The 26,464-nt window shown below is 69.6% G+C and carries 25 protein-coding genes; 9 read left to right on the top strand and 16 right to left on the bottom strand.

Going from position 1 to position 26,464, the window contains the following annotated elements:
* The first annotated feature begins 271 nt into the window (after positions 1-271).
* A complete protein-coding gene (locus AC0699_RS36530; protein ID WP_478669568.1) occupies positions 272-406 on the top strand; it encodes a hypothetical protein in 135 nt (44 codons plus the stop codon).
* A gap of 119 nt (positions 407-525) precedes the next feature.
* Here AC0699_RS36530 and AC0699_RS36525 read toward each other — a convergent pair whose 3' ends face one another.
* Both AC0699_RS36525 and AC0699_RS36520 read right to left on the bottom strand, forming a co-directional pair.
* Entirely contained in the window at positions 526-1,344 is an 819-nt protein-coding gene (locus AC0699_RS36525) for a maleylpyruvate isomerase family mycothiol-dependent enzyme (RefSeq protein WP_478669564.1), read from the bottom strand.
* A 283-nt stretch (positions 1,345-1,627) separates the two neighbouring features.
* Entirely contained in the window at positions 1,628-2,572 is a 945-nt protein-coding gene (locus AC0699_RS36520) for an RNA polymerase sigma-70 factor (RefSeq protein ID WP_478669561.1), read from the bottom strand.
* Positions 2,573-2,766: 194 nt separating this feature from the next.
* Here AC0699_RS36520 and AC0699_RS36515 point away from each other — a divergent pair, with 194 nt between their 5' ends.
* Entirely contained in the window at positions 2,767-3,252 is a 486-nt protein-coding gene (locus AC0699_RS36515) for a carboxymuconolactone decarboxylase family protein (protein WP_478669558.1), read from the top strand.
* Between the two features lie 171 nt (positions 3,253-3,423).
* Here the strand turns inward: AC0699_RS36515 and cpt are convergent, their stop codons facing one another.
* The 5 genes from cpt to AC0699_RS36490 all read right to left on the bottom strand — a co-directional run bounded on the left by cpt (position 3,424) and on the right by AC0699_RS36490 (position 9,415).
* Complete coding sequence (gene cpt / locus AC0699_RS36510) at positions 3,424-3,957, bottom strand: chloramphenicol phosphotransferase CPT (RefSeq protein ID WP_478669554.1); 534 nt, start codon at positions 3,955-3,957, stop codon at positions 3,424-3,426.
* Positions 3,958-4,304: 347 nt separating this feature from the next.
* A complete protein-coding gene (locus AC0699_RS36505) occupies positions 4,305-5,186 on the bottom strand; it encodes an endonuclease/exonuclease/phosphatase family protein (RefSeq protein ID WP_478669551.1) in 882 nt (293 codons plus the stop codon).
* Entirely contained in the window at positions 5,101-5,853 is a 753-nt protein-coding gene (locus tag AC0699_RS36500) for a fascin domain-containing protein (RefSeq protein ID WP_478669548.1), read from the bottom strand. Before AC0699_RS36500 ends, AC0699_RS36505 begins: the two co-directional genes overlap by 86 nt.
* A gap of 223 nt (positions 5,854-6,076) precedes the next feature.
* Positions 6,077-8,224 carry an RNA polymerase recycling motor ATPase HelR gene (gene helR / locus AC0699_RS36495; protein ID WP_478669545.1) on the bottom strand — a complete coding sequence of 716 codons (2,148 nt, stop codon included), beginning with the start codon at positions 8,222-8,224 and terminating at the stop codon, positions 6,077-6,079.
* Between the two features lie 726 nt (positions 8,225-8,950).
* A complete protein-coding gene (locus tag AC0699_RS36490; RefSeq protein WP_478669542.1) occupies positions 8,951-9,415 on the bottom strand; it encodes a DUF4265 domain-containing protein in 465 nt (154 codons plus the stop codon).
* Positions 9,416-9,995: 580 nt separating this feature from the next.
* Between AC0699_RS36490 and nsrR the strand changes: the two genes are divergently transcribed.
* Positions 9,996-10,442 (top strand): nitric oxide-sensing transcriptional repressor NsrR, encoded by a 447-nt coding sequence (gene nsrR / locus AC0699_RS36485; RefSeq protein WP_478669539.1) that lies wholly within the window; start codon positions 9,996-9,998, stop codon positions 10,440-10,442.
* A gap of 72 nt (positions 10,443-10,514) precedes the next feature.
* A complete protein-coding gene (locus AC0699_RS36480; protein ID WP_478669535.1) occupies positions 10,515-11,711 on the top strand; it encodes a globin domain-containing protein in 1,197 nt (398 codons plus the stop codon).
* Positions 11,712-13,018: 1,307 nt separating this feature from the next.
* Here AC0699_RS36480 and AC0699_RS36475 read toward each other — a convergent pair.
* Entirely contained in the window at positions 13,019-13,471 is a 453-nt protein-coding gene (locus tag AC0699_RS36475; RefSeq protein ID WP_478669532.1) for an allene oxide cyclase barrel-like domain-containing protein, read from the bottom strand.
* A gap of 1,260 nt (positions 13,472-14,731) precedes the next feature.
* Here AC0699_RS36475 and AC0699_RS36470 point away from each other — a divergent pair.
* Positions 14,732-15,094 (top strand): DUF427 domain-containing protein, encoded by a 363-nt coding sequence (locus tag AC0699_RS36470; RefSeq protein ID WP_478669530.1) that lies wholly within the window; start codon positions 14,732-14,734, stop codon positions 15,092-15,094.
* A 469-nt stretch (positions 15,095-15,563) separates the two neighbouring features.
* Complete coding sequence (locus AC0699_RS36465) at positions 15,564-15,809, top strand: hypothetical protein (protein WP_478669528.1); 246 nt, start codon at positions 15,564-15,566, stop codon at positions 15,807-15,809.
* 72 nt (positions 15,810-15,881) lie between these two features.
* On the opposite strand, the gene AC0699_RS36460 is transcribed toward AC0699_RS36465, so the two are convergent.
* From AC0699_RS36460 to AC0699_RS36445, 4 genes are all read right to left on the bottom strand, one after another.
* Complete coding sequence (locus AC0699_RS36460) at positions 15,882-16,679, bottom strand: polysaccharide deacetylase family protein (RefSeq protein WP_478669525.1); 798 nt, start codon at positions 16,677-16,679, stop codon at positions 15,882-15,884.
* A gap of 327 nt (positions 16,680-17,006) precedes the next feature.
* A complete protein-coding gene (locus tag AC0699_RS36455; protein ID WP_478669521.1) occupies positions 17,007-18,545 on the bottom strand; it encodes a hypothetical protein in 1,539 nt (512 codons plus the stop codon).
* Positions 18,545-19,726, bottom strand: a complete 1,182-nt coding sequence (locus tag AC0699_RS36450) for an FAD-dependent monooxygenase (protein ID WP_478669517.1) — start codon at positions 19,724-19,726, stop codon at positions 18,545-18,547. Before AC0699_RS36450 ends, AC0699_RS36455 begins: the two co-directional genes overlap by 1 nt.
* 570 nt (positions 19,727-20,296) lie before the next feature.
* Positions 20,297-21,097, bottom strand: coding sequence for a helix-turn-helix transcriptional regulator (locus tag AC0699_RS36445; RefSeq protein ID WP_478669514.1), 801 nt, complete (start codon positions 21,095-21,097; stop codon positions 20,297-20,299).
* A 151-nt stretch (positions 21,098-21,248) separates the two neighbouring features.
* On the opposite strand from AC0699_RS36445, the gene AC0699_RS36440 reads away from it, so the two are divergent.
* Entirely contained in the window at positions 21,249-21,986 is a 738-nt protein-coding gene (locus tag AC0699_RS36440) for an SDR family oxidoreductase (protein ID WP_478669573.1), read from the top strand.
* 316 nt (positions 21,987-22,302) lie between these two features.
* Here AC0699_RS36440 and AC0699_RS36435 read toward each other — a convergent pair whose 3' ends face one another.
* Positions 22,303-22,440, bottom strand: a complete 138-nt coding sequence (locus tag AC0699_RS36435) for a hypothetical protein (protein WP_478669511.1) — start codon at positions 22,438-22,440, stop codon at positions 22,303-22,305.
* Positions 22,441-22,462: 22 nt separating this feature from the next.
* Positions 22,463-22,873, bottom strand: coding sequence for a hypothetical protein (locus AC0699_RS36430; protein ID WP_478669507.1), 411 nt, complete (start codon positions 22,871-22,873; stop codon positions 22,463-22,465).
* A 345-nt stretch (positions 22,874-23,218) separates the two neighbouring features.
* On the opposite strand from AC0699_RS36430, the gene AC0699_RS36425 reads away from it, so the two are divergent.
* A complete protein-coding gene (locus AC0699_RS36425; RefSeq protein WP_478669503.1) occupies positions 23,219-24,307 on the top strand; it encodes a helix-turn-helix domain-containing protein in 1,089 nt (362 codons plus the stop codon).
* A gap of 146 nt (positions 24,308-24,453) precedes the next feature.
* On the opposite strand, the gene AC0699_RS36420 is transcribed toward AC0699_RS36425, so the two are convergent.
* Together AC0699_RS36420 and AC0699_RS36415 are read right to left on the bottom strand one after the other, a co-directional pair.
* Positions 24,454-25,215: a hypothetical protein gene (locus tag AC0699_RS36420; RefSeq protein ID WP_478669499.1), complete on the bottom strand. Its 762-nt coding sequence runs from the start codon at positions 25,213-25,215 to the stop codon at positions 24,454-24,456.
* 80 nt (positions 25,216-25,295) lie between these two features.
* A complete protein-coding gene (locus AC0699_RS36415) occupies positions 25,296-25,514 on the bottom strand; it encodes a hypothetical protein (RefSeq protein WP_478669495.1) in 219 nt (72 codons plus the stop codon).
* 433 nt (positions 25,515-25,947) lie between these two features.
* On the opposite strand from AC0699_RS36415, the gene AC0699_RS36410 reads away from it, so the two are divergent.
* Positions 25,948-26,367, top strand: coding sequence for a cytidine deaminase family protein (locus AC0699_RS36410; protein ID WP_478669492.1), 420 nt, complete (start codon positions 25,948-25,950; stop codon positions 26,365-26,367).
* Positions 26,368-26,464 lie beyond the last annotated feature (97 nt).

Below are 26,464 nucleotides of genomic sequence, written 5' to 3'. Positions count from 1 at the left end.
CGGCTCATCCGGCTCTCCACGGCGGCGGCCCGCAATCCGGAGCCTGCACCCCCACCCACCCAGGCTCCGGCTCCGGCCCACGACCGCCGGGGGCGGGGGGGGGGGGGGCCGGCTCCCCCCCCCCCCCTCCCCCCCCCCCCCCCCCCCCCCCCCCCCCGCCCCCCCTCCCCCCCCCCCCCCCCCCCCCCCCCCCCCCCCCCCCGCGCGGGAGACGTTGATCAGACTCGTGGAACGATCTCGGGATGAGCCGACTCGATCTGACGGACTGCCAATGGGCGCTGCTGCAGCCGCCGTTGCCGCAGACGGCGAGGGCCTCACCTGTAACGGCGCCATCATCCGGACCGGCACCGAGTCCTACCGCCTCGCCCACACCAAGGCCCAGGCCGAACAAGCCCAGGCCGGCTGACCGGGCGCCACACGGGATGTTCCAGGCTCTCGCCATGACCAGCTGGCCGCCCCGCAGCACCCGAGTGACGGCTCGACGGGCACGGCCAGGCCGCCGACCTCGACCCGGAGCCCGGCGTCCTAGTCCTCCGGCTCCCAGGCCTGAAGCAGGTCGAAGAGACGTCGGTCGCCGTCGAGCTTCAGAGAGTCCACCGGAATACGGCCGTACAGGGTGAGTACGAGCTCACCGGCCGTGCCCCGGGCAGAGGCATAGGCAGAGGCAGCGGCCGCATCCGGGCCCTCGCCGGCAGCGGTGGCGGGCATTGTGCCGGGCGTGGGGAGACGGGTGATCCGTGCGCCGTCGGCGGAGAGCGAGAGGCGCCAGGAGCGGCCCTCGGTGGCGTGGAAGTCGACGTCAGCGGCCTCGTGCGGCCAGGCACTCGTCGTTGCGCAGCAAGTGGACAGGAACTCGTCGACACCATCGAGTGCCGCCTCGTCCGGCAACGGCTGCGGGGCACCCACAGTGATCTGGGCGTCGTAAGTGTGCACCGCGACCTCCTGGAGCTGGTGCCGAGCGACGGCACCGGACGTCTGCGGCGACTCCGACGCACCCCACCACGTCCAGCAACCGCGATCCGGCCCGGCCTCGCGCAGCGCGCTCAGCAGCAGCATCGTCGACTCGGCCGACCAGGCCAGCAGTGCCTCGCGCTCCCGGGGCGCAGTCGGGGCGCCCTCCGAAGCGGTCTCGGCCGGGGGAGCGGCGGCAGGCCCTGCGGCGACGGTGGCGGCCCAGCGGCGGTGCACCTCGCCCAGATGTTGCACCAGATCGAACAGCGTCCACTCGGGGCAGGTCGGCACCTGCACGTCGAGGCTGGGTGCGGAGGCGACCGAGGCCCGGAACGCGACCGACCGTTCGTCGATCTGTCGCAGCAGGACGGCGAACTCAAGTGTCGTTGTCATACTGACTCTCTATCACCGCGTGTCCGACAACCGGACAGGATTTTTTGACGGTTGAAGACACCCTGACGAAACGATCCCCGTTCCCTCCGCTGACCTGGGGCGGCGCCGACGTTGTCAGGCGGTCGCCGCAGGTTGGCTCCGGGTAGCCCCAGCGGGCGGGGCACGCCAGCATATTAAGGCTGGTGACGGGTTGAAGTGGCCCCGCCCGCCCCGGGCCTTGCGGGGAGATGCTGGTCGTGGTCTCCCGCAGGGGCGTGCCGGGGATGTCTTCGGGCCGCCGGACTCAGCGGTGCAGGACGGTCTCCCGCTGCATATGCGACAGCTTCTCGGGGTTGCGCACGGCGTAGAGCCCGGTGATGAGGCCGTCGTCGATGCGCACCGCCAGGACGGTGTCGATCTCGCCGTTGAGCCGGAGAACCAGCGCCGGGTGGCCATTGACCTGTGCCGGCTGCAGCGGTGCCTCGGCGGCGGTGCTGCCTAGCCGGGAAGCGGCCAGCAGCGGGGCCACGCTGCCGACGCCCACGACGGCCGACAGCGTGGCCTGCACGACTCCGCCGCCGTCACCCAGGAAGACGACATCCGGCGCGAGGATGTCGAGCAGGCATTGCAAGTCGCCTGTTTCGACCGCCCGTTGGAAGGCCCCGAGTGCGTCTCGGGTCTCGGCCGGGGAAACGACTCCGCGCGGGCGCCGCGCGGCGACGTGTGACCGTGCCCGGTGGGCGATCTGGCGGACCGCGGCCGGGCTCTTGTCGACGGCTTCAGCGATCTCGTCGTAGCCGAGGTCGAAGACCTCACGCAGTACGAACACCGCCCGCTCGTTCGGGGTGAGCGTCTCCAGGACCAGCAGCATCGCCATCGAGACGCTGTCGGCCAGCTCGACGTCCTCGGCCACGTCGGGTGTGGTGAGCAGCGGCTCGGGAAGCCAGGGGCCGACGTAGGTCTCCTTGCGGCGGCCGAGCGTACGCAGCCTGATCAGAGCCTGGCGGGTGGCGATCCGGACCAGGTAGGCGCGCTGATTCCGTACGGCGTCGAGATCGACATCCGCCCAGCGCAGCCAGGTCTCCTGGAGGACGTCCTCCGCGTCGGCGGCCGAGCCGAGCATCTCGTAGGCGACGGTGAAGAGCAGGCTGCGGTGGGCAACGAACGCGCTGGTGGCGGGGTCCGGGCGATCGTAGTGGCTCCTGCCCCCACCGCGGACTTCGGGCGCGGTCTCCGACGTGCCGGCCATGGATGGTTCCTCCGCACTCTCGACTGTGTCACCCAGCAGACACCGGGCACCGTTGTTCTGTGACGTCGAGTCGTTGTGCGGCTCGTCACGCAACCGGCGCTGTCACAAAGAGCGGGGCGCCGGCATCCCGTGTTCGTCAGGACGCCGCGCGGACGATCCGCGCGGCACGCAGGTCCACGAATGCGGACGAAGCCATGGAACCCCGTTTCAACCTGCTCGCCAACGAGATCGGCTCCAAGATCGCCAAGCGGACCTACAACGTCAGCCAGGTGATCGAGCAGTCGTCGCTGCCCAAGACCATCCAGGAGTTGGTCAGCCTGCGCGCCAGCCAGATCAACGGCTGCGGATTCTGCGTCGACATCCACACCAAAGAGGCCGCAGCGGCCGGTGACACCTCGCTCCGGCTCGGCCTGGTCGCCACCTGGCGCCATGCCACCGTGTTCACCGAGGCGGAGCAAGCCGCGCTGGCGCTCGCCGAGGAGGGCACCCGACTCGCCGACGCCCACGACGGCGTGTCCGACGAGACCTGGGCCCAAGTGCGCAAGCACTATGACGACGACCAGATCGCCGCACTGGTCTCCCTGGTCGCCATGATCAACGCGTCCAACCGGTTCGGTGTGATCCTGAACAACCAGGGGGGTTCCTACGAGCCCGGCATGTTCACCAGCATGACGAGCTGACCGGCAGGTGAATCCCGGCCCGGCCCAGGACCATTCGATCCGGGCCGGGCCTGCGCATGTCCTGCCGCGGCCACGGCGATCCCGAACACACAGGCATCCGCGGGGGCCCCAGCACCGCCGCAGCTCGAGCGGCCTGCGACTGCCGGCCGGGCCCGGGAGCCGATCCGGCGATCAGCTGACGTGGGCGGCGATGGTTCGCGCGCACGCCAGGGACTCGGTATGCGTCGTGTCGACCTCCAGGTCATAGAACACCCCCTGGTGAACCACATCCGCCTGTGACGCGGCCATGCCCTGGACGCGATCTCCTCGTGCGACCTCACGGCCTGCGGCGACCGCACTCTCACACCTGACGCCGACCCACAACACGGCCAGTTCGCCCAGAGCCTTCTGCCACCGCTGCTGGGACGCCGCTCCGCCGAGGAAGACGTCATCGATGATGACCCTGGCGCCAGCACGGGCCATCGCCACGACCCCCTCCATCCAGGCCGCCTCCAGCGCCCTGAACTCCGCCCCGACGCTCACCCCGCCATCCGCCGCGAACACGATCCCCCCATCCGACGCCTGCATCTTCGCGGGCACGGCGTCGACGAACGAGTCGCAGCCGAACGCCAGCCACGGATCCGGCAGTACGGCCTGCAGAGACCGTACGATCCCGGACTTCCCCGAGCTGGAACCACCGTTGAGAATGATCATCTGAGTCGTCACCGCGCCACAGTAAGGCGCTCACCACACGGCGCGAAACGAATATCCCCACACACCGGGTGGCCCATTGGGCTCCCGGGGCGGGCGAACTGTCGGATCTCCGCTGGGCAATGGCTGGAGCCGTCCGTACCGGAAAGCGGGGGTCGTTCGCGACCCCCGCAGTCCCGCGAGATAGAGCGACGTCGTGGCCTACGTTCAGCGATGCGCGCCCAGCGCCACCGAGGGCACGGCGGTTGGCCGGTGAGGTGCCGCTCGGCTGTCACCTGTGTCCGAAGCGCCGTCGGGCAGCCGCACACCGGACCCGGGACCGGCAGGGTGTCCCGACGGTCCCGGGAAGGGGAGTTCCTCACTCAGTGGTAGCTCACCACGGCACGGATCAGATAGTGGTCCGAGACACCGGTGGCGGTGGTCGAGCAGGAGTAGTCGGCGCTCTGCGGGCCGAAGATGTAGTCGAGCTTCAGGCTGGACGACGCGCTCACATGGGTGGGGGCACCGGTGCGCGAGCCGCCGTGGGCCTGCTGGTCGCACTCCTCGAAGCGGCTGTCGGCGACTCCCGGCTGGTAGTAGAGCGGTTCGAGCACCCACGCCGGGGCCGAACCGGGCTCCTGCGGCGCGTCGGGCGGGCTGGCGTTCAGGTCGCCGCCGAAGACGACCTCGTAGCCGAGGCCGCGCAGCGTGGAGGCCTGCTGGAAGGCCGTCTTCGCCTGCTCGTTCCTGAAGTACCCGGTGGGGTTGGTGTCACCGGTCTCGTTCACGTCGTCGCCGGCGACCCCGGCGCTGAAGTGGCCGCCGCAGTAGGCCGTGCCCTGCGACGGCAGCGTCGCGCACATCAGCGGGCGCTGCTCGGCGGTGTCCCGCGAGGGCAGGACCCAGGAGCGGTACCAGGTGTTCTCGCTCGGGACGGCGACGGCCATGCCGTACGCGCCCCGGTCGGCGCCGCCCGAGGAGTTCGCGCAGTGCTTCTGGGCGAGGACGTCGGTGCCGGTCATCTTCCGGTACGTCGGCGCGAACCGCACGTCCCAGTCCGTGAGGCCGCCCACGCGCCGGTTCTCGAGGCTGCTCTCCAACGGGACGGCGGACTTCTCGCAGAACTCCTGTACGAGCATCACGTCGGCGTCGGCGTCGGCGGCCCGCGCGGCGACAGTGTCACCGACGGTGGCCACCTCGGCGTTGTCGAGGGCGCAGTCGGCGTTGTTGTTGGAGCAGGCGTTCCACGACACGACGTTCTTCACGGTTCCGGCCGCGCTGTTCGTCGTCGCCCGGGGGGTTGGCCGTGTCTCCGTACTGGCCCGTGTTCGGCACGGGCACGAGCCGGATGCGCTCCCACGACCCGGAGGCCGCGCCGTAGGCGGCCAGGAGCAGCCCCTGGTCGCCGGCGGGGGTGAGGTTGAAGCGTGCCGACACGTACTGCTGCGTCGCCATGGACTTCAGGTTGTAGGCCCCGGCCACCTGCGAGTCCTTGAGGAGCTGGAACTTCTCCCAGGCGCCCGAGCTGGTGCCGATGGACTGCGCGCGGGCGCGCAGCATTTTCGTGTAGGGGGCTGCGTGGTTGACCTCGGTCGATACGTAGAGGCCGTTCTCCTCGTTCCGCAGGGAGACGGTCGCGCCGTTGTCGGCGGTGTGCAGGGTGAAGGTCTCCCAGGTGCCGATCACGGACGGCGAGGGGGCCGTGGTCCTGGCCCGCAGCCTGCCCTTCTGGTCCGTGCCGAGCGTGTCACTCAGCTCGGCTGCGACGTAGAAGTCCTTCCCCGTGACCCCGTCCGCGACCTGGAGGGCCCACCGCTGGCCGGTCGAGGACCGCGGAGCATCCGCGGCCGCGGCCGGCCCGGGGGCGACCAGACCCACCGAGCCGGCCACGAGCAGGGCCAGGGCACTCATCACCATGCGTATGCGTTTCACCCGGCCCATTCTCATCACCCGCTGCCGCAGCGGAACAGCGGCCCCCAGGTCCTGTCCGGGTGATCTTCGAGGAACAGGCCGCAGCGTCAGATGCGGTGCATCGCAGCACCCGGTCGTCATCGGCCGCTGACTCAGCGCGGCGCGGACCACGAAGCCCGGGCAGACTCCTTCGGTGGCGGTCCTCATGATCGGCGAAAAGCGAACACGTTGTTCCCGGCCGACGTCAGGAGCTCGTGAGGATGACGAGTTGCTGGGTCGCTCGGGTCATCGCGACATAGCGGTCGACCGCTCCTTCGATACCTTTGCCGAACGCTTCCGGGTCGATGAGGACGACCAGATCGAACTCGAGCCCCTTCGACAGCTCCGGGGTCAGCGACCGGACGCGGGATGTGGCCCGGAACGTGGGATCGCCGATGACGCAGGCGATCCCCTCGGCATGCGCAGCGAGCCAGGTGCCGATGATCGAGTCAAGATCCGAAACAGATCCGTGTACGACGGGTACGTCGCTGCTGCGGATGGAGGTCGGCACGTTGGCGTCCGGGAGCGCGGCCCGGATGACCGGCTCGGCTTCCGCCATGACCTCTTCCGGCGTACGGTAGTTGATGCTCAGGGAGGCCACGCTGATCCGGTCGAGCCCGATCCGCTCGAGGCGTTCCTGCCACGACTCCGTGAACCCGTGCCTGGCCTGGGCGCGGTCCCCGACGATCGTGAAGCTCCGGGACGGGCAGCGCAGCAGCAGCATCTGCCACTCCGCGTCGGTGAGTTCCTGAGCTTCGTCCACGACGACGTGTGCGAACGGGCCGGCGAGCAGGTCCGGTTCGGTGACCGGCAGTGCGGTCTCGTCGATCAGACTGTCCTGCAGGTCCTGTCCGCGCAGCATCGTCACCGCACCTTCACCGTCGTCATCGGCCGCAAGCACGTTGTCGATGACACCGGCCATGCGCTCGCGTTCGGCGGCGACCGCGGCATCGTGCCGACGCTTGCGCAGTGACGCCTCCGGGTCGCCGAGCCGCTGCCGTGCCGCGTCCAGGAGTGGCAGATCGGACACCGTCCAGGCCTGGGCGTCCTCGCGCTGCAGCTTCTGAACGTCATCGGGGCTGAGCCAGGGGGCGCACATCCGCAGGTAGGCGGGTACCGACCACAGGTCTCCGACGAGGTCGGCCGCTTCGAGCATCGGCCACGCGCGGTCGAGGGCCCTGACCAGCTCCTTGTCGTGCAGCAGCGACCTTCGGAACAGGCCGGGCGAGACATCGCCGTCGTGCTTGTCCATCAGGATCGTGACCAGCTCCTCCCAGATCTGGTCGCGCGCTTCGTTGTGCGGAGTACCTGGTTCTGGTGCGTCGAACGCCTCGGCCCAATCGTCGGCGCTCAGCCAGATGTCGGACCCCGAGGTCGTGACCGTCATCCCCTCGGCGGGCGGCTCTTCGTAGAACCTGACGGCTGTCTCGATCGCCTTCACCATGTTCGCGGACGACTTCAGGAGGGCCACGTTCGAGTCGGTCTCGATCGCTGCTCCGGCTCCCTCGGCGACGAGGTCCCGCAGGATGCAGGTCTGCACGCCCTCCTCTCCGAGGCTGGGGAGGACGTCGGCGACGTAGGCCAGATAGGGCCGGTGCGGACCGACGAACAGTACGCCGCCCCGACGGTGACCGAGGCGAGGGTCGGAGTAGAGGAGGTAGGCGGAGCGGTGCAGAGCGACGACGGTCTTCCCCGTACCCGGACCGCCGTCGACGACGAGAGCGCCGCGGGAACCCGCCCGGATGATGGCGTCCTGGTCGGCCTGGATGGTGGCGAGCACGTCTCGCATCCGGGTCGACCGGTTGCTGCCCAGGCTGGCGATGAAGGCGGACTGGTCGTCGAGCGCCGCGTGCCCTTCAAGCCCGTCGGCGGTGAACACTTCGTCCCAGTAGTCGCTGATCCGGCCGCGGGTCCAGCGATACCTGCGGCGGCTCGCCAGACCCATCGGGCTGGCGTGTGTCGCGGCGAAGAACGGCTCAGCCGCGGGGGAGCGCCAGTCGAGCAGCAGCCGACGACCCTTGCTGTCGGTGAGGCCAAGTCGTCCGATGTACACGGGCTCGGGGTCGTCCGCGCTGACGACATGTCCGAGGCACAGATCCAGACCGAAGCGACGCAAGGCACGCAGACGACCGGTCAGCCGGTGGACCTCCGCGTCCCGGTCCATCGCCTGCCGGCCAACGCCGCCGGGTGCCTTCAGCTCGGCATCGAGGCGGTCGGACAGCTCGGCGATCGCCTGTTCCAGGGTCTCCGCGATGGCTGCGAAGTGCTCCTCGTCGCCGGCGATCAGCATCGGGTCGGCCTTGGGGGAGAGCTGGTCGGGAAGGTCGAACGCGCTGGTAATCAAGGGGTTCATATCATCAGCTCCGATCTGAGGTCGCGCCCGCGAAGTCCGGCGGCGCGCACACTCGCACCTCGGTGCCGAGAGCCCGCAACAGCGGCGCGAGTCCCACCACCTGCCCGACGCCACCGCACGACCCATAAACCGACAACAAAGCACGCACTTCGTGAATCTCCCATTTCCGCAGGTTTCTGGGCTCGGCCAGTGATTCTGCGGCACGACCCGGGCCTTGCCGCAAGCCCCCCGGTGCGCTATACGTTGAGAGTGGCAAGGGGTGGGAACTCTCGTTTGCCTTCTTCATCGCCCGCTGTGGACGGACAAAAGCCCTTCACGAGGCGGCGACGCGCCCGTAAGGCGGCCGACGCCGAACAGCTGGCCGCAGCACTTACGGCCGTCCGGCCTCCGGGCCTCTGGCAATGGTCATCGGGTTCGCCGAGCAGTTGTCATGGGCGCTCTACCGACTGGATCGCAAGGAGTACGGGCGCGGCCTGTCGAGCGACAGCTTCCTTCACACGCGCGCCGCCGTGGTGGCCGCCGGTCGTGTGCCAGAGTGGGGCCCTCGACTGTCTCGGTGAACAGCACGCCGCGGGGCACATGCAGCCACCGCGGAACGCGAAGACCGTCGCAGCCCCGCAGGGTGGCCGGTTGAGCGGCTTCCCGGTCCAGCGGCGAGCAGCGAAGTGATGTCGGCGCGGCCTGCGCTGCCCGCACGGTGTCCCAGTGGTCCGCCCGCTGACTTGCTCAGTAAGAGGTGCTTGCTCGATCCCCGTTGCCGAACCACCACTCGACCCCATCGATACCTGCGACCCAGGTGTCCATGATCTGCTCGATCGCGGGCAGGCCGACCGAGCGGCCGACGGTGACGACGATGAACCGCAGATTTGGCGGTGCCTCGGCCATGGCCCCCAGATCCTCGACCGCTTTCCTGAGTTCCGTAAACGACTCGTGGCTGAAGTGGCCCTGGCCGGCAGTCTGGATGCACAGGTTCTCGCCCTGCTCAACAACCTCGAACTGACCGTCATCGGCGACCCGCAGCACATCACCAGCCGCGCATCCGAGCACCAGGCCCGGACTGCCCGCCAACTCGAACAGGTCAGAATCCACCTGCCGGGCCGGCAGCACTTCGAACACCGGGTGCCCGGCTGCAGCGTGACCAGCCAGAAGCCGTACGTGGGTGCCAGCCGTCGACTGAGGATCGGGCGTCATGCGGGTGATCGTCCCACAGGCCTCCGACTGTCCCATTCGAGGCCATCCAAGATCCGTAAGAGTGGACCTGGAAGTCGTCTCGCTTGGCGTGGAACTCACAGACTGCGCTCCGGACACGTATGCCTCGCGGTTGCGTTCACCCCATCCCGTGGGCAGGTGCTCGAGTCGGACGGGGCCGGAGCAGAGGTAGTCGCCCTGGCCAGGTCGGAGTCGCCCGGCAGCGGCCGGTGCTGCTCGGCGTCGGTCCGCAAGATGTTCGCCGGGCGGACGGGACGCGGACGGCAGTGGCGTCGAGTGCCGTCCGAGTACCGTCAACCGCCACAGCGCACCGGCCGGCGCGCTGTCGGGCGCCACGAGCGACCCGGTGGCGCACGGGGGGAGGGGTGCGCCGCCGGTCGGGCCGAGAGGGCCGCTGGTGTCCGCAGTCGGCAGGTCCCACCGTCCGATGTGCGTGATCCACCGCCGGCGGACCGACCCGTCGGGACCAGGTCCGTAAGCGGTCCTGCCCGTGACGCACTCCACACGGCCGAGGGCGCTTTTAAATCGGAGTCTCGCATGCGCATTTGTTAGTGTCCGGGCTGTGCGGCTGACAAAGTTCACCGACCTGGCGCTGCGTTCCGTGATGCGCCTGGCGGTCTCCCAGGATGGCGACGACCCGCTGACCACCCGCGAGGTGGCGGAGGTCATGAACGTGCCGTACACCCACGCGGCGAAGGCGATCACGCGCCTCCAGCACCTGGGAGTGGTGGAGGCCCGGCGAGGCCGTGGCGGTGGGCTGGCCCTGACGGACCTCGGTCGGCGGGCCTCGGTCGGCTGGCTGGTGCGGGAGCTCGAGGGTGAGGGCGAAGTTGTCGCCTGCGAGGACGATCCGCCGTGCCCGCTGCGGGGAGCCTGCCGTCTGCGGCGGGCGCTGCGCGACGCCCAGAATGCGTTCTACGCCACGCTTGACCCGCTGACGGTGACCGACCTCGTGGGCTCGCCCACCGGGCCGGTGCTCGTCGGGCTGACGGTCCGCTCGCCGGAGTAGCTCACACCCGTCAAGGTGATCGGTCGCTCACCCCCTTAAATGCGAAGATCATTAACCAATTAAGGAGTCGCTGTGCTCTCTGAGGAGTCCGCCCCTGTCATCCGGGCCACCCTCCCGGTAGTCGGTGCCGCCATCGGGGACATCACTGAGCTGTTCTACCGGAAGCTGTTCGATGCCCATCCCGAGCTGCTGCGGGACCTGTTCAACCGGGGCAACCAGGCCAACGGGGAACAGCAGCGGGCACTGGCGGGTTCCATCGCCGCGTTCGCAGGCATGCTGCTGGAAAGCCCCGACGACCGCCCCGACGCGATGCTCGCCCGGATCGCGCACAAGCACGCCTCCCTCGGCATCACGTCCGAGCAGTACAAGATCGTCCACCACCACCTGTTCGGGGCGGTAGCCGATGTGCTCGGCGACGCCGTCACCCCCGAGGTCGCTTCGGCCTGGGACGAGGTGTACTGGCTGATGGCCAACGCGCTGATAGCCATCGAGGCCCGCCTCTACCAGGAGGCCGGTACGACCGAGGGTGGCATCTGGCACCGCATGGAGGTCATCGAACGGACCCAGGAGGCCCTCGACGCCGTCTCGTTCCTGCTACGGCGCGCAGACGGCCGGCCCACAGGGCCGTTCCGTCCGGGCCAGTACGTCAGCGTCCAGGCCGAACTGCCCGATGGTGCCCGGCAGATCCGCCAGTACAGCCTGTCTGGCGCACCCGGCCACTCCTGCTGGCGTATCACCGTCAAGCGCGTCCACGACGCCGAGCGGCCGGACGGCGAGGTCTCGTCCTGGCTCCACACGCACACGCGGACGGGTGACGTGCTCACCGTGTCCGCCCCCTTCGGTGACCTGGTGCTGCCGGAGGGCGACGCCCCGCTGCTGCTGGCCTCAGCCGGTATCGGCTGCACGCCCATGCTGGCCATGCTGGACCACCTCGCCTCCACAGGCTCCACCCGTCCGGTGACCGTGGTACACGCCGACCGCACCCCCGTCGACCATGCGCACCGGGAGGAGCAGCGCAGCCTCGTGCGGGCGCTGCCGGACGCCCGGCTGCACCTTTGGTACGAGGAGCCCGGCGACCAGGCGCCGGAGGCGTCGACCGGCCGGGTCGATGTCGGCAGCCTGGACCTCCCCCCGGGGCTTACCGCCTACTTGTGCGGCCCGCTGCCGTTCATGCGGGCGATCCGGGGCGACCTGCTGCGCCGCGGCGTGCCTGCGGAAGCGATCCACTACGAGGTCTTCGGCCCTGACCTCTGGCTCGGGCGGGAGTAGGGGTCCGCACACGAGGGGGGCCGAGAGCCGGGGTCTCCTCGGTGCAGTGGAGCAGCACTTCGGTGTGGGTGTGCCGCGGCGGCGTAGCTCGGCGCCGTGGCCGGGCCCAAGCGCCTCTGTGGAGCACATCGAGCTCTACGTACGCATCGCGGTCACCTTGGAGTGTCACCTGCGCCGGATGTTCCTGCTGGAGCGTCGTCAGGGTTCGGTCGTATGACCGACCCGTTCCGGAACTCTTTGCGCACCCGCCCTGATCCGGCCGAACTGGCCGCGTTCCCTTCCGACTTCGATGCGAGCCGGGCGTATCAGGTCGAGGCGGTGCACCTGTCCGGCTGCCCAGGTCGTGGGAGCCCATCTCCGCCGAGCCGGACGAGGAGGACCCGCTTGGCGCAGTACGTGCGGCGGGCGACGAAGAGCGGGCCGAGTTCGCCCCCTGGACGCGCGGCGAGCGACTTTGATCAGCGGTCCGGGAACCTGCCGGAGAGGCTGCTGGTCGAACTGCTCACCATGCCGGAGTCGGCCGCCGGGGCGCATCGAGCCGGACCGCGTCCCGTTCAACTCCCGCGAGCTCTGCACGTATCGGCCGGACGAGTCCTTCCGGCAGCCCCGGCGCGATGTCGTCCTCTGCCCGGGACGGAAGGCGTTGGAGCAGATGCGCTCCGGCGACCTGGAGCATGGGAGGGGATGGGCGGATCCGGTACTGCGGGCGGGGTGCTGTGGGAGGCGCGGTACGACCGCTGGGGAGGCGACCTGCCGCTGCCGGGTTTAGGGAGCGGGCGCTGACCGGCGAGGCCGAGCAGGCCCAGGCCCGCATCGACGAACTGGCCGCACGGCTGCGTGAACTCGACGAGGAGATGGACCACCTGCGGATCACCCGCAAGACCCTCCTCGGCCTGGCCAAGGAGCTCGCCCCCGAACCGGAACCGCAGACCCCTCGTTCCGGACCACCGCGCCTACCAGCACGTCCTCGCCGTACTCGCCGACACCGGCCAGCCGATGCCGGGACCTGCGCCAGGTCCTCGGCCTGCCCCTCGTCCCGAAGAACACCGAAGGAATCCGCTCCGGTCACCAATTGATCGTCGGACCCCTGGCATCCCCGTGGACGTACAGGGGACCGGCTGCACCGGGTGCGGCGACATGCGGGCCGCCCCGACCTCTGGTGCACAGGGCGACCTCGTTCACTTCGGCCGCCACCCGGGCAGCATGTTCGACCTCACCGCGTGGTACGCCGTGTACCGCTGCGACCGCTGCTTCGGCTCCGGCGAGGCGTCCGAGGCGACGGTGGGCAAGCAGCCCCAGCCGTTGCTTCAGCCGTTGAGGGTGATGATGACTTCGGTGTCCGTTTCGTTGACGACGTGGCCGTGGGCCGTACCGCGGGCGTCGTTGTAGATCCCGGTGCCTCCGGTGACCGCGACATCGAAGTCTGTGGGGGCCTGGGTGAAGGTGAGCCTCCCCTGCAGGGTGATGTCGCCGCCGGCGAGGAGGAACGTCGACAGGCACTGCATGTCGCGAGAGTTGTCCATGGGGTCGATGCGGACGATCGTGCAGGTGACGCCGGCTCGGCCGACCTTCTGGTTGTCGCGGTAGACATCTTCGGCGATCACCAACTGGCTGCCCTGGCTGGTACCGTCCCCAACGGTTGTGGCCTCGGTGACCCGCGTCAACAAGACCATGGGCGGTGCGGCCGAGGCCAGCGGGGCACAGTACAGGACTGCACCGAAAGCGGTGGCCGCGCTCAGGGCGAGTTTGATTCTGCGCATGGCAAATCTCCGAGTCTTCTGGGGACCAAAGGGAATATCTGTCCCTTTGCCGGAAATGTTCGCTTCAAGTCTGACCCGGGAGGCCTGCTGCGAGCGGCGACTCTACCTGGACATCTGGGTGATCTTTGAGGGGAATTCACCAGTTGGTGTCCGTTTTGCCGTTGGGGTTGGGTGAAGCGGAAACAGGCGACCTGACCCCCCTGGTTGGGTTTGACGAGCATCGGCAACAAGGCCTGCCTCAACTTCTGAAGCCGCTGAAGCCGGACAGCAACCGACAGGGCTGCGGCAGCGGAAAGGCATCAGCGGCCACACCGGACGACCTGCGGAGCTCCCCACCCCGGCGCGCCTGACTGGGCCGTAACCGGCCCACTGGTGGCGGTATCTGTCCTTGAAAGGTCCCTAGCTGAGCCAGCTCGTCAGGCTGCCTCTGCCGCGTTCGAGTTGCGCAACGCCACCAACCAGCCCGACCTGGCCTCCCGCCGCGAGGCCGCCATCGCAGCGACTGAGGAACTGGTCGCCGCCGCCGGCCGAGCCATGGCCTGACTTTCGGGACGGCGGGACGTTGAGCATGCTCGGGCATTTCGGGGCTCTGGCCGGAAGTCCGTGATCCTGCCGCGGTGGGTGTGTATCCATGGCCTCCGAGCGCGGTGGGCTGCTGGTAGACAATCACCATGGCGTACTACACAGTTGTCACTCCGCCTCCGGTCGACTTTGTACGTGCGGTAGTGCCGCCGGATGTTTCCCCCTGAACTCGGGACTCAAGGCTGCGTGAGCATCAGATCTCGGAGGGGGCGAACGAGGCCCGACCGTACATGATCCGCTCGAGCGTCCTCACCCGGTTCACGTTTCCCGCTGTGCCCCCGGAGCTCTACGGGTGAGGCCGGCGGTGACGGCGTCGAGGTCCTGGCGGAGGAAGCCGGTGCAGCCCGCATCGGGGCTCCCTGCTCGGCCTGGCGGATCCACTCCAGCAGCAGGTCTACGTGCCGGTGACGTACGGGATCGGCGAAGGTGAGGGCGAGGTCGCAGGCCCGGGTGATGTCCGGGCAGGCGAGCCGGACCTGAAGCAGCCCTTCATCCTGGCTCGCAGTAAGGACCTCGAGGGGCCGCATGATCCACGAGGTGATCCTCCTCGGACTGGGGATGTCCGCCTGGACCGGCTCGGCCGTGCGTGTGTGCTCCTGAGCGGGCGAGGTGCCCCGACAGCCACCACTGGGCGCGGCAGCCGGGAACACTGAGTCCCGCCGGAACGCTGAACCGGTCATGACCTCACACTCACGACAGACAAGTCCCGAAAGCCAGGGCGGGGGCCACCGCATTACCGTCGAGCGGGGCACCGAGCATGTCCGCGTCGTACGGGACGGCCGGCTGCTCGCCGAAAGCCGGCAGCCCCTGGTCCTGCGCGAGACCGGCTGCCCGGTCCGGTACTACCTGGCGCCCGCCGACGTACGAACCGACCTGCTCATCCCGTCCGCCGCAACCTCCTACTGTCCGTTCAAGGGCGACGCCTCCTACTGGTTGGTCCCCGGTGCGGACGACGTGGTCTGGTCCTACCTGGATCCGAAACCCGAAGTGGCCGCCATTGCCGGCCACTACTGCTTCTACGACACGGAGGTGGTGAAGTAAGGGGAGGGCCCACGGCTTTGGGGCGCGTCCGCCGCAGAGTTCCTCGACGCTGTCGGCTCGCTACGAGGGAGCGCGGACCGCCGCCAAGGTCGCGCGCACCCTGGTGCCCGGCAGGAGTGGCCAGGGCTACGCGCCACCCTCGCGCTCGGTACGGGTCCTGTTCATGTACGCGAGCGGGTGGCGGCGAGCCCAGACGGCGATCGTGGGTGGCGATCAACTTCCAGCTGATGGGTGGCGTAACCCGGTCCGATTCGGCCCCGCTGGTCTTCCCGCCATCGCAGTAGCCCGTGTCCGGGCCGACGGGGTGGCGGGTTCGGATCCCGCCACCCGAATCATCTGCGCCCACCAGCACGCGGCCGGCGCCCGCACCGATCCCCCGCCGGTCCCTGCGTCAAGCCGGCCCCTGCGTGGAAGGGGGCCGAAGCGGCAGAACATCAGGACGGGACCCGCCCGGGGCGGCCCGCGGCCCATGTCCTTCTTCGACCACGCCGACGACGGAATGAGCCGGGTCCGCGGACGTGGCCGCAAGGGATGGCTGCCCGCATTCCGTGACGCGATGCTGTTCAAGACCGCGTATGCCTACGGGCTGCGGCGCAATGAGACGCGGATGCTGGACACGGTCGACCTCGGCCGCAACCCCGAAGGGGCGGAGTTCGGCGGCTGGCCGCAGCTGACACGGCGGGCGAGTACCTGCTCACCACAGCCCACTGCCTGAAGTACACCTTCCGCCGCCCGGGCCCGCTCGCCGAGGGAGCCCCGTGACGGACGGCGAAGGCTCACTGTGGTCTCACCGCACCGGGAAGCCGAAGACGTACCCCTGCTGCCGCAACCACGGCAGAACCTGCCGCAGGGCATCCACCGTCTGACCGCGGTCACCGCCTGCGTCGTGGAAGAGGACCGTCGGACCGTTGGAGAGCTCGTTCTTCACGGTGTTCACCATCGCGGCCGCTCCCGGCTGCTTGAAGTCCTTGGAGTCCACGTTCCAGCCCAGTGGCCGCATGCCCCGCGAGGCGGCGAGCTGACGGCTGTACGGTGTGAACGCGCCTCCCGGAGCACGGTAGTAGAGCGGTTCGACACCGCCCGAGGCCTCGGTGATCATCCGCTCCGCGTCCAGAATCTCCTTGGCCTGGTAGGCACGTGACGCGGTGTCCATCGTCGTGTCGTGGGAGACGGAGTGGTCGCACAGCCGGTGACCATCCGAGACCACGGCCTTGACCAGGTCGGGATGGGCCTGGGCCTGCGTACCGACCATGCAGAAGGTCGCCTTGACGCCGTTCTCCCTGAGCACGGCGAGGACCTGCGGCGTCCACGTCGGGTCCGGACCGTCGTCGATCGTGATGTTGACGCCCTTGGGGCCCTTGTCGGAGGCATGGGCGATGTCCATGCTGACAACGGGGGCAGGGAGTTTGGGATCAGGCACGGAGGTCTGGCCCGCGATCGGCTTCGGCTTCGACGGGGCGGCCGGACTGGCCCCGGCGGGGACGGCCTGAGTGGTCCACGCCGCGGCCAGGGCGGTGACCCCCGCCACGCCGACCGCCGCCGCCAGTACACGGCCGTTCGTCCCTCGGCCTCGACTCTGCCCCATGTCCGCCCCCGCTCTTCCTACGCCGGCATCCGACTCGCACTCGGGAGGACGGGGTGGGGACGGCAATGGATCCGGCTGTTACCGATCTCGCACAATTCCGCCGGGCTGCTCCGGCGGGGCAGCGGGGTGCGCAGCGGCCGCTCGTCGGTGTGATGCGCCGGATCGCGCACACGCTGCCCGATGTGGACCACGCCAGGTGCTCGGCAAAGTGTCTGGACGGGATCCGCATCACGACCACCGCCAACTGGTTGCTGTTCCGGGCTTCGTGGAGCAGCTGCGCCAGTCCGCTCACCGGCACCGGCCGCGCTGCGGCCGAAGACGCGGCAGTCAGTCCTTCGGCCTGGCCGACGCCTCGGCGCAGAGGTACGGACGCGCGAGCAGCAGGCCGGCGCCGGTCATGGCGATGCCGAAGTAGACCGGTGCGAGGTGGATGAAGTCCGTGTAGTGGATCGCACCGTGCACCACGACAGCGGGCAGGAAGCCGGCGGTCGCCGCCGCGGCCAGGGTCCAGAACACCCAGGCCTCACCCCGCCGCCAGCCCCACGCGCTGAGCAGCATGATCGCCACCGCGGCGGCCATCAGGGCGCCGCCGAACCCCGCGCGGTCGTGCGCGACGAAGGGCACGAGCCGGGGATTCACGGCTGCCAGCGTCTGCGTGCTGGTGTCGAGGAAGGCCAGGTCGGTCGGCACGAAGACGCCGGTCAGACCGACCACCGAGATCACCGCTCCGCCGACGAACAGCCCCGCTCCCGTGACGATCAGCATCAGTTGGCCGACCAGCGCCCGTCGGCGCTCCGGCTCCGGCCCCTCGGACGCAAGACGCCACCGCGGGGCGTGCGGAGCCCGACGGACCGCGGCCACGAACATCGGGAACAGCACGGTGGCGGTGGCGGTGTGCAGGGGTTCGACGAAGCCGGTGGCCAGGAAGTAGAACAGGGTGGGAAAACCGATCGCCCCCGAGAGCAGATACACCTCGCGGGCCCAGGGCCAGCCGCGTCTGATCCCGCCCACGGCGAGGCCGGTGTAGAGGGCGCCGATCGCCACCATCGTGCCGGCCATCGTGATCCGGTCGTGCTGGAGGAAGTGCACGAGGTGGTGGTTGGCGGCATGTAGTTCGTGCAGCGTCATACCGAGGTAGTCGCGGTCGTACCAGAGCAGCACCGGCCCGAGCGTGATCACCGCGGCGCCGAGTCCGGCGCCCGTCATGCCGAGCCCGACGAGCAGCGCCCACCACCAGGCGGGCCAGCGGCGGGGATCGCGGCCGACATCCCGTAGCACCGGAGCGGGCGCGGTGGGTGTGGCCGCCTCGGTGACCCGTGCGAACCAGCCGGGTCCGGCCGCGACGAGCACCCCGGGCTGGGCGAGCACGACGGCGCCCGGCTGTTCGAGCGCGGCGGCCGCGGCCGTGACCGACGGGTCGGACGCATGGACCACGTGCGGGTCGTCCCCGCTGGTGAAGCCGTCGACGTGGGGCTTGAGGGCGGCCTCGGCCTCCGGGTCGCAGGCGCGGACAACCAGCGGGATCGAGCGGCCGGCAGCGGCCTCGCGTACGGTCCCCACGTCGGCCGCCGAGACAGGTGCCACCTCGACGACACCGGCCCCGAGCGGGGGCATGGCGCGTACCGCTTCGCGGGCGAGCGAGGGCGGGACGGATATGCCGAGGCGGACGTTCACGGGCACGCCGGCGATCTCGCCGGCGAGCCGCTCCGGCGGATGGCGGTGGCCGAACCCGCGGGCTATCAGCCGCGCACCGGCGGGACGGGAGCCGATCGAGGCCAGCAGCCGCAGTGCGGTGCGGTGCGAACGACGCCGGCCGAGGACGGCAGCGGCCAGGCCGCGCAGCGGGTGATACGTCCAGTCCGGCATCAGCGGCTCTCGCTCTCCGTCGCGGTCAACGGGTCACCGGGCGCGGTCCAGCCGAGCACCGGCGTCATGGAACGCAGCGTTGCCCGTGTCGGCGTCAGCCGGGCGGCCGCGTCGCGCAGCAGCACCGCGGGCGGCCACGACAACTGGCCGACTGCGCCGAGCCGGGCGGAGCGGCGCGTGATGGCCTGGGTCCGCGGGCGGCGCAGCAGGTCGTACGAGCGGAGCGCCGCGGCCACGTCCGGGGTCCCGTCGAGGCAATGGGCGAGGGTGACCGCGTCCTCCAGCGCCTGGCACGCGCCCTGGCCCAGATTGGGGGTCATGGCATGGGCCGCGTCGCCCAGCAGCGCGACCCGGCCGCGGACGAAGGAGGGCAGCGGCGGAAGGTCGTACAGGTCGTGGCGGAGCACCGCGTCCGCGGGGACGGCGGCCAGCAGGGCGGGGACGGGATCCGGCCAGGACCCGAACCGGCGCAGCAGTTCGGCGTACTCGGACGAACCGGAGGCCGCTCCCGCCGGCAGCGACGCGGTCGCGAAGCAGTACATCCGCCCGCCCGGCAGCGCCGTATAGCCGAGCCTCGCTCCGCGGCCCCAGGTCACTGCGCCCTCGGAGGGCGGCTCGGCGAGGGGCTCCGTGACCATGCGCCAGGCGGTGTAACCGGCGTACCGGGGACCGGCCGCGTCGGGCCACAGGGCGCGGCGGACCGCACTGCGCAGCCCGTCGGCGCCCACCACGAGGTCGGGGCGGGACTCGCCCCCACGGTGATCGACGACCAGGCCGTGGCCGTCGTCGCGGACCGCGGACACCTCGCTGCCCGGCCGCAGGCTGTCCGCGGGCAGCGCCTCGGTGAGCGCCCGCAACAGGTCCGCGCGGTGCAGGACCACCAGAGGATGGCCGAAGCGGCGCGCCAGCTCCGCGTTGTCCGTACGGGACAGCCAGCGGCCCTGGCGGTCGCGTACGCCGCCTGTTGCCTCGACGGCGCCGAGTGCCCGGACGGCGCCGGCCATGCCGAGCGCCTCGAGCGCGTGCAGCGCGTTCGGCCACAGGGAGATGCCGGCGCCGATCTCGGTGAAATCCAGGGCCCGTTCCAGCACCTCGACGCGCCAGCCCCGGCGGTGCAGGGCGATGGCCGCCGCGAGGCCGCCGATCCCGCCGCCGACGATGGTCGCGGCGCGCTGCGGCATGGGTCCTCGCTCTGGGTTCGGGGGCGCCGCTCCGAAGCGGCATCGGGATGCCGCCCGGTCAAGCGGCCCTCGATCCGGTGCCGCTCCCGTCGAGCGGCATGCGACGCGGCCCAGGTCCGGCTGAGCGGCGCCTCATAGCAACATGTCAACAGACGCGTGTCAACGTGCCGAGGAGCGGACCGGCCGGCCAAGGCAAACCTGAAAGGGACCATGTGGTGATCTTGACGCGAACGCCGGCCGCCCCCGAGCGAGCTGGTGAACCTCGTGATTGATTCCCGGCTGAGCCCCAGGTCTCGCCCAACATGCCTGGCGTCGGTGGCGCTGGGCGTCCCGTATGGAGCACTCAACGCCGGTTCGGACGGCCGAGATCACCTGTGCGGCACTTTGGCGCCCCTCCGGACTCCGACGTCGTGCCCAACGGCGCCTTGGAGATCGGCCGCCCGTACGGCCCCCGTGTGGGGCGCCTTTTGGGTGCGATGCGCGATTTCGTCGATTCAGCGCGCCGATGTGCTGTCTCATCGATCCGTCATGCGGTTTGTCAAGCCGCGAAAGCGATGGGCTGCCTGAAGCTCAATCAGCCGAGTCCCGGTTGTCGGAGTAGATCACCAGTGACTGTTCTGGCTGTTCGGCCAGGTGGAAGGCGGTGTAGGCGAAATCGATCACCCCACCTCCCGGGCGCCGTAGCCGTTTCCGTCCGCCGTGCCGGGCCTGCACGTCGTACTGCGGCCACCAGGCACGCACTTCAGGGCTGCCCGTGTTCAGCTCGTCGATCAGCCGGGAGTATCGGAAGTCGCCCGGGTGGCGTCCGGCCAGTGTCCTCAGCCGGGCGAGCAGGCCGCGTGCCTCGAGCTCCCAGTCGACCAGAACGGCCCGGGCGGCAGGCTCGAGGAACACCCAGCGGGCGAAGTTCGCCGGCCGGTCTGCCGCCGCGGTGAGGTGCGGGAACAGCTCGTCGGCCGCGCGGTTGTAGCTGAGCACGTCGTAGTTGCCGCCGATGATGTATGCCGGATGCGGCTGGAGCAGGAGCGGTACGGCTGCCACCTCGGCGGCGAGTGGCTCGGGTTCTTCGGGTTCGACCGCAGCCGCGTGACCGGCGAGCTGAAAGAGATGACCGCGCTCGTACCGGTCGAGTTGCAGCGCCGAGGCGAGGGCGTCGAGCACCTGGTCCGAGGTGCGGATGTCCCGGCCTTGCTCGAGGTACGTGTACCAGGTGGCGCTGATCCCGGCGAGCAGCGCCAGTTCTTCCCGGCGCAGGCCCGGGGTCCGCCGTCGGCCTGTGTGTGGCAGTCCGACCTGGTCAGGGGTGATCCGCTCTCTGCGGCTGCGAAGGAAAGCGCCCAGCTCACGGCGCTGATTCGGCTGCGTCTGCATGGTGGATGGCACCCCTGGTTCCAGAATAAGTACGTTCTGGATACCAGGCTAAACACCTCACACACTGGATCCCGAGTGGGAGGTGTGGTTCCCGCCGATGACCTCTGTAGGTCACCAACTGCCGGTAATTCAGAAGGAAGAGGCGGACATCGTGTCGGGAATCGACGGCAAGGTCGTGGCGATCACGGGAGCCGGCAGCGGCATCGGCGAGGCGACCGCGCTGCTGCTTGCTGAGCGAGGCGCGCGGCTCGTCCTGGGTGCACGCCGGTCCGAGCGCCTCGCGGAGCTGGTGGCGAGGATCGAGAAGGCGGGTGGCACGGCCGTGCAGACCCGCACGGACGTGACGCGACGGGACGACCTGCACGCCCTGGTCGCACTGGCCGGCGAGCGATTCGGCCGACTCGACGTGCTGGTCAGCAACGCGGGTGCCGGCACGATCTCGCCTCTGGACGATCTGCGGGTCGACGAGTGGGACCAGATGATCGACGTCAACATAAAGGGTGTGCTGCACGGAATCGGCGCAGCGTTGCCGGTCTTCCGGGCCCAGGGCGCGGGCCACTTCATCACCATCGCCTCCACGGCCGCATATCGCATCGTGCCGACCATGGCGGTTTACGCCGGTACGAAGTTCGCGGTCCGCGCCATCTGCGAAGGCTTGCGCCAGGAGGCTGGTGATTCTCTGCGGGTGACCACCGTCTCGCCCGGCGCAGTAGCGACCGCCTTCGCCGAGGCATCAACCAATCCGCAGGTCCGAGCGCAGATCACGGAGATGCGGGACCGGATCGCAATCCCGCCGGAGGCGATCGCCCAAGCCATCGCGTTCGCCATCGAGCAGCCCGCAACCGTCGACGTGAACGAGATCGTCGTCCGGCCCACCGCCCAGAACTGACCCCGCTCAAGTTCCGAGGCGCATTTCCGACCCGGACCTTGAACCACCAGCTGAGCTCGTAGCACCGCCCGTCGCGCAACAGCTGGTGTGCTGGTGCTCGGCGGCGTGGACGGCGGTCTCGGCGAGCTGATCGGCGTTACGAACCTGCAGTTTCGTCTCACCGAAGTTCGAGTACCCAGGAATCCTGCGCCCGTTCCCGGCGAAGGTGGCGACGCCCCCTGGCCCTATCGTGTGGCAGACCAGTCAGCACTGATCCGGTCGGGCACCAAGAAGTCGGTTTCGCAGTCCGGGCATGTCGCGCCGCCGAAGACGTAGGTCACGCATCGGCGACCTCGTGCTGACCGTCAGCGGTCGCGATGTCGTGGAGACGGCGGCCGATGCCATCCAGGTCTGCGGGGTCGGCCGGTCGTAGTGGCCTCATCTCGATGTCGCCCTCCGAGAGCGCGTAGTCCACGCTGGTGGAGAAGAACCCGCGCTCACCGAGGACGATGAACAGGTTCGTCTCGCAACCGGGACAGGAGATCTCGTACTCCTCGTTCCGAGCCCCCAGGCCAGGACTTCGCTCCTGCCAGGGTCAGGGCATTCACCGCCTCCTCCCGGTCATCATTGCCAGCTACGCTGGCCAGCCAGGACAGTGCCGCGAAGCTGGCCGAGTAGACGCTCCCCTGGTGACACAACGCCGACCACAGGTCGTTCCAGAGTTCGCGTTTCGGTTGCGATGCGATCCGGTCCAGCAAGGCGGATATGTCTTCTGCGGAACCGTAGGCGTGGCTGAGTTGCGACCAATCCGTCATGCCGAGATCCAACCAGGCCAGTCCCTCGACAGCACCAAGCACGCACGTGGTTTCCGCGCGAGATTGGCGCTGCCCCGAGGCAAGAACCTTCACTCAAGCGAGCGGTTCCATACTCTTCACCCTGAACAAGACCTTCAGTCCTGGACAGTTGTCTTCGTAGAACGGGTGGGTACAGGGGTGGGGCATTGGGAGAGCTTGCGGTGCGACGGCCCCCGCGTTGCTCGTGCCGGACTACGGAGATGTGCCGGGCAGCCGTGGTGCGCCCGGCTTGATGCGACAGCTGAGGCCGAGCCTGCGCTCGGAGTGCGGGCCGGCGCATCGCGAGCCGGCGTCAATGGATCGAGGAGAGGACGGGTTACAGCCCGTCCCGGTTGTCTAAGCTGCCGAGGATGACTGAGTTCCGACAACAGAAACCGGGGAACTGAGGTGGACGGGGGGATGCCGCGCCCGCATGACGCTGGGGACTCTGCGCAGTTCGTGGCAGTGATGCGGCAATTACGGCAGTGGGCGCATCTCAGCTATCGCGAGCTGGAACGCCGGGCGGGGGCAGCCGGCGACGTTCTGCCGCGTGCCACGCTCGCCGGCGTACTGAACCGGCAGGAGCTGCCGCGCGAGGAGTTGCTGGCCGCATTCGTCCGCGCTTGTGGCGGTGACGAGCCCACGGTCGAGGCCTGGGTGGGAGTCCGCAAACGCCTGGCTGTTGAGCTCGAGCATTACGCCTTCGACGTCGTGCCGGCCGAAGATGCGGCGCCAGTGGGATCGCCTGCCGCGCAGCACCTGGATCCAGGCCCGGAGCCGCGAAACGGCCTGGAAGAAGGCCCACGGAAGGGGGCCGCCTCCCACAGCGAAGCCGCTGAGGCGGACGTCGCTGGTGTGGCGGACGAAGCGGAGAACCCTGCTGTTCCTGAAGAAGGGCAGAAGGCCGCGCTGCCTCCACCCGCGGTTGAGACACCGCAGGTGGCTGTGCCGGCGACTGGCGCCGGCGCGGGTGCCCTGTCCACGAGCCTGGTGCAGGGGAATCCCTCTGCTGCACCGCAGACAGCGCAGCCCGTACCTACGGGGCCGCAGGGGGCTCTGCGTCGTCTTCGGCGGCCGAGCCTGGTGATCGCGGCCAGTGCCGTGGTCGTACTCCTCACGGCAGCTGCCACAGGGATTCTGTTTCCCCGCGACGACTCTGGCGGGCCGCAAGTGCCCCGGAGGGGCGCTCCGACAGCCACTGTTTCTCCGTCGACAGAGTCCGGTCGTCCCTCGGGCGGTGCCACGTCCAGCACTGCCGTCACCAAGCCCGTCAAGGACGGGCCTGCGCCGAGCGGGACGGTGGACGCCCCATCGGTGACCCCGTCCAAGAAGCCGGCCGTTCCCAGGGAGCCGGAGCCGGGGCGGACCCCGCGGCAGCCGGGTCCGACCGTGTATGAACCACCGCCCACGTACGAACCACCGCCGTCGACCAGCACGCCGCCTGTGTCGGGTGGTGGCGACCCCTTCCCGGAGGAGACGTGCTGGGACGTCACCAACGACTGTGTTTGACTGCTCCCCTCCCTGCAGGGAGCGGATTCTCTTCCTCAGGGCTGAGCCGGGGAGTTCTGGCTCACGCCGCCTTGCGGGACGGCGACCTGCCTGCTCTTCCACGATCAGCGCCGGCCGGGTGGATTTGCGGCGACGCAGAGGCCCGGTCACCGGTGCGGTCTGCGGCGGGCGGGGGCCGGCGGTGACGGCTGCCAGAGCAGGCGCACGCCGGTGGCGCGGGCGATGGTACGCAGGTGGGGGCCCGTGTTGCCGATGAACCAGATCGGCCGGTTCGCGTGCGGCCATACATAGGCCGGTACGCCGTTGTCCAGAAGGGCTGTCAGCCGCGGCTGGTCCAACGATGCGGCCGAGAACTCGTAGAGTGCCGGCAGCCGTGGGGCGATCACACCGTAGTCGAGCATGCGTGCGAGGGCGTGTTCGTCGAGGATGGTTTCCTCGATGGGCGTGGTGACCGGGTATTCGGGTGGGAAGGACCGGCCGAGGTCGAGGAACACCTTGACGGTCCGGTGGCGCGGGTCGGCCATGAGAGGACCGAGGGCGGCAAGCCGCCCGAGCGCGAGGCGCGGCTGCACGAGCATCGCGTGTGTGAACAGGACTCGGAGCAGTGCGACGTTCATCATGAATCGCTCCACTTGCCGCTCGGCGGCGGCCAGATCCTCGTGCTGCAGGTAGCCGGCGACGATGCTGGCGTTGTGCGCGCGGTACCAGCGGCCAGGTTCGGGCTTGCGGATGAAGTCCTCCCAGTACTCGACGCTGCGGGCGCTGGCTGTGCCTGAGGCGCCGGCGGACAGCAGATGGGCCTCGGTCTTGTCCCGCAGCAGCCGTTCGTTGACGGCGCGCCACCAGGGACTGCCCGGCGGGTCGGAGGTTTCCGGTGCGAGCACGCCACGGGCGAGTGACCAGCGCATGAAACTCAGCTCTGCCCGGGCGGGCGTTGCGCGGCGGGTGACGGGCGCGTGCGGTTGGTGGTGCGCGCTCTGGCTGCCGTTCAGGAGGCGGGCGGGGTCCAGTTGGCGGGCAGGCCGGACTGGGCGAGGACGGTGGTGAGGCTGTAGTGGTCCTGGTCGGAGGTGATCCGGCAGCGGTTCTTGTCGAGGTCGAGGAGGGTGGTCATAAGCACGGCGAAGGGCTTGGGTGCGCCCTTGATGTGGCCGGAGTAGACGGCCTCGACGGTGATCCGGTCGCCGTGGCGGTGGGCGGCGCGCACGGTGACGTGGACGTTGTCGATGACACTGACGGCGCGGGCCTTCCACCCGGCGATCTCCTGGCGGCCGTGGAAGGTGGGCGGTCGTGGCGCAGAGGGCCGCGGCTGCGGTCAGCACGGCCATGGCGCGATGACTGACAGGCGTAGACACCCTGGGGCAGCAGAGGGCCATGCCTCACAGCTGTCACTGACGGTGACCGATCGGAACTCCAATGCCGCCGATTGCTCACGCTGAGCCGACGCGACGAGTGCGCACCACGCCCGGATTCCGGCGCAGCGCTCACCAAGTCGCGGACTCTGCAACTGGCAGGTCACGGCAGCACCTGCCCGACACGCCGCAGTGCCTGCTCGCGTTCCTCCGCAGGGCGCGGTTCTCCAAGATCCGGTATGAGTACCAAGGCGCGCGAACCCCTGACACCTGACGAAGGCAGAGAAGATGACCACCCAGATCCACCACGTCGACCACATCGACCACGAACTCATCCAGGCCGCGGCGCAGATAGCTCACACTCGCTGCCGGGGCGACAATCACACCATGGCAGCGGCGGCCCGCGCCCAGGACGGCCGGATCGTCACGGCGGTGAATGCCTACCACTTCACCGGAGGACCCTGCGCCGAGCTGGTCCTCGTCGGCGCCGCAGCCGCCCAGGGCATCTACGAGCTGGACACGATCGTCGCCGTGGGCGACCGCGACCGGGGAGTGGTCCCCCCGTGCGGCCGGTGCCGTCAGGTCCTTCTGGACTACTTTCCCGCCCTCAAGGTCATCGTCGGCAAAGACGACCGCGTCCGAACCGTCCTCATCACCGACTTGCTCCCCGAAACCTACGTCTGGGCCGACCACCAGCTCGACGCTTAGGGCCAATACCGGTGACTTTGTTGGGGGTGGGTCGTTGGGTGTGGTGTGCCAAGGCCTGGACAGGTGAAGTCGTCGGGTGAGCGGTTGTCGGACCGGA

The organism is Streptomyces sp. NPDC043870, from assembly GCF_056435785.1.
This window is presented reverse-complemented; position numbering and strand designations above follow the sequence as displayed.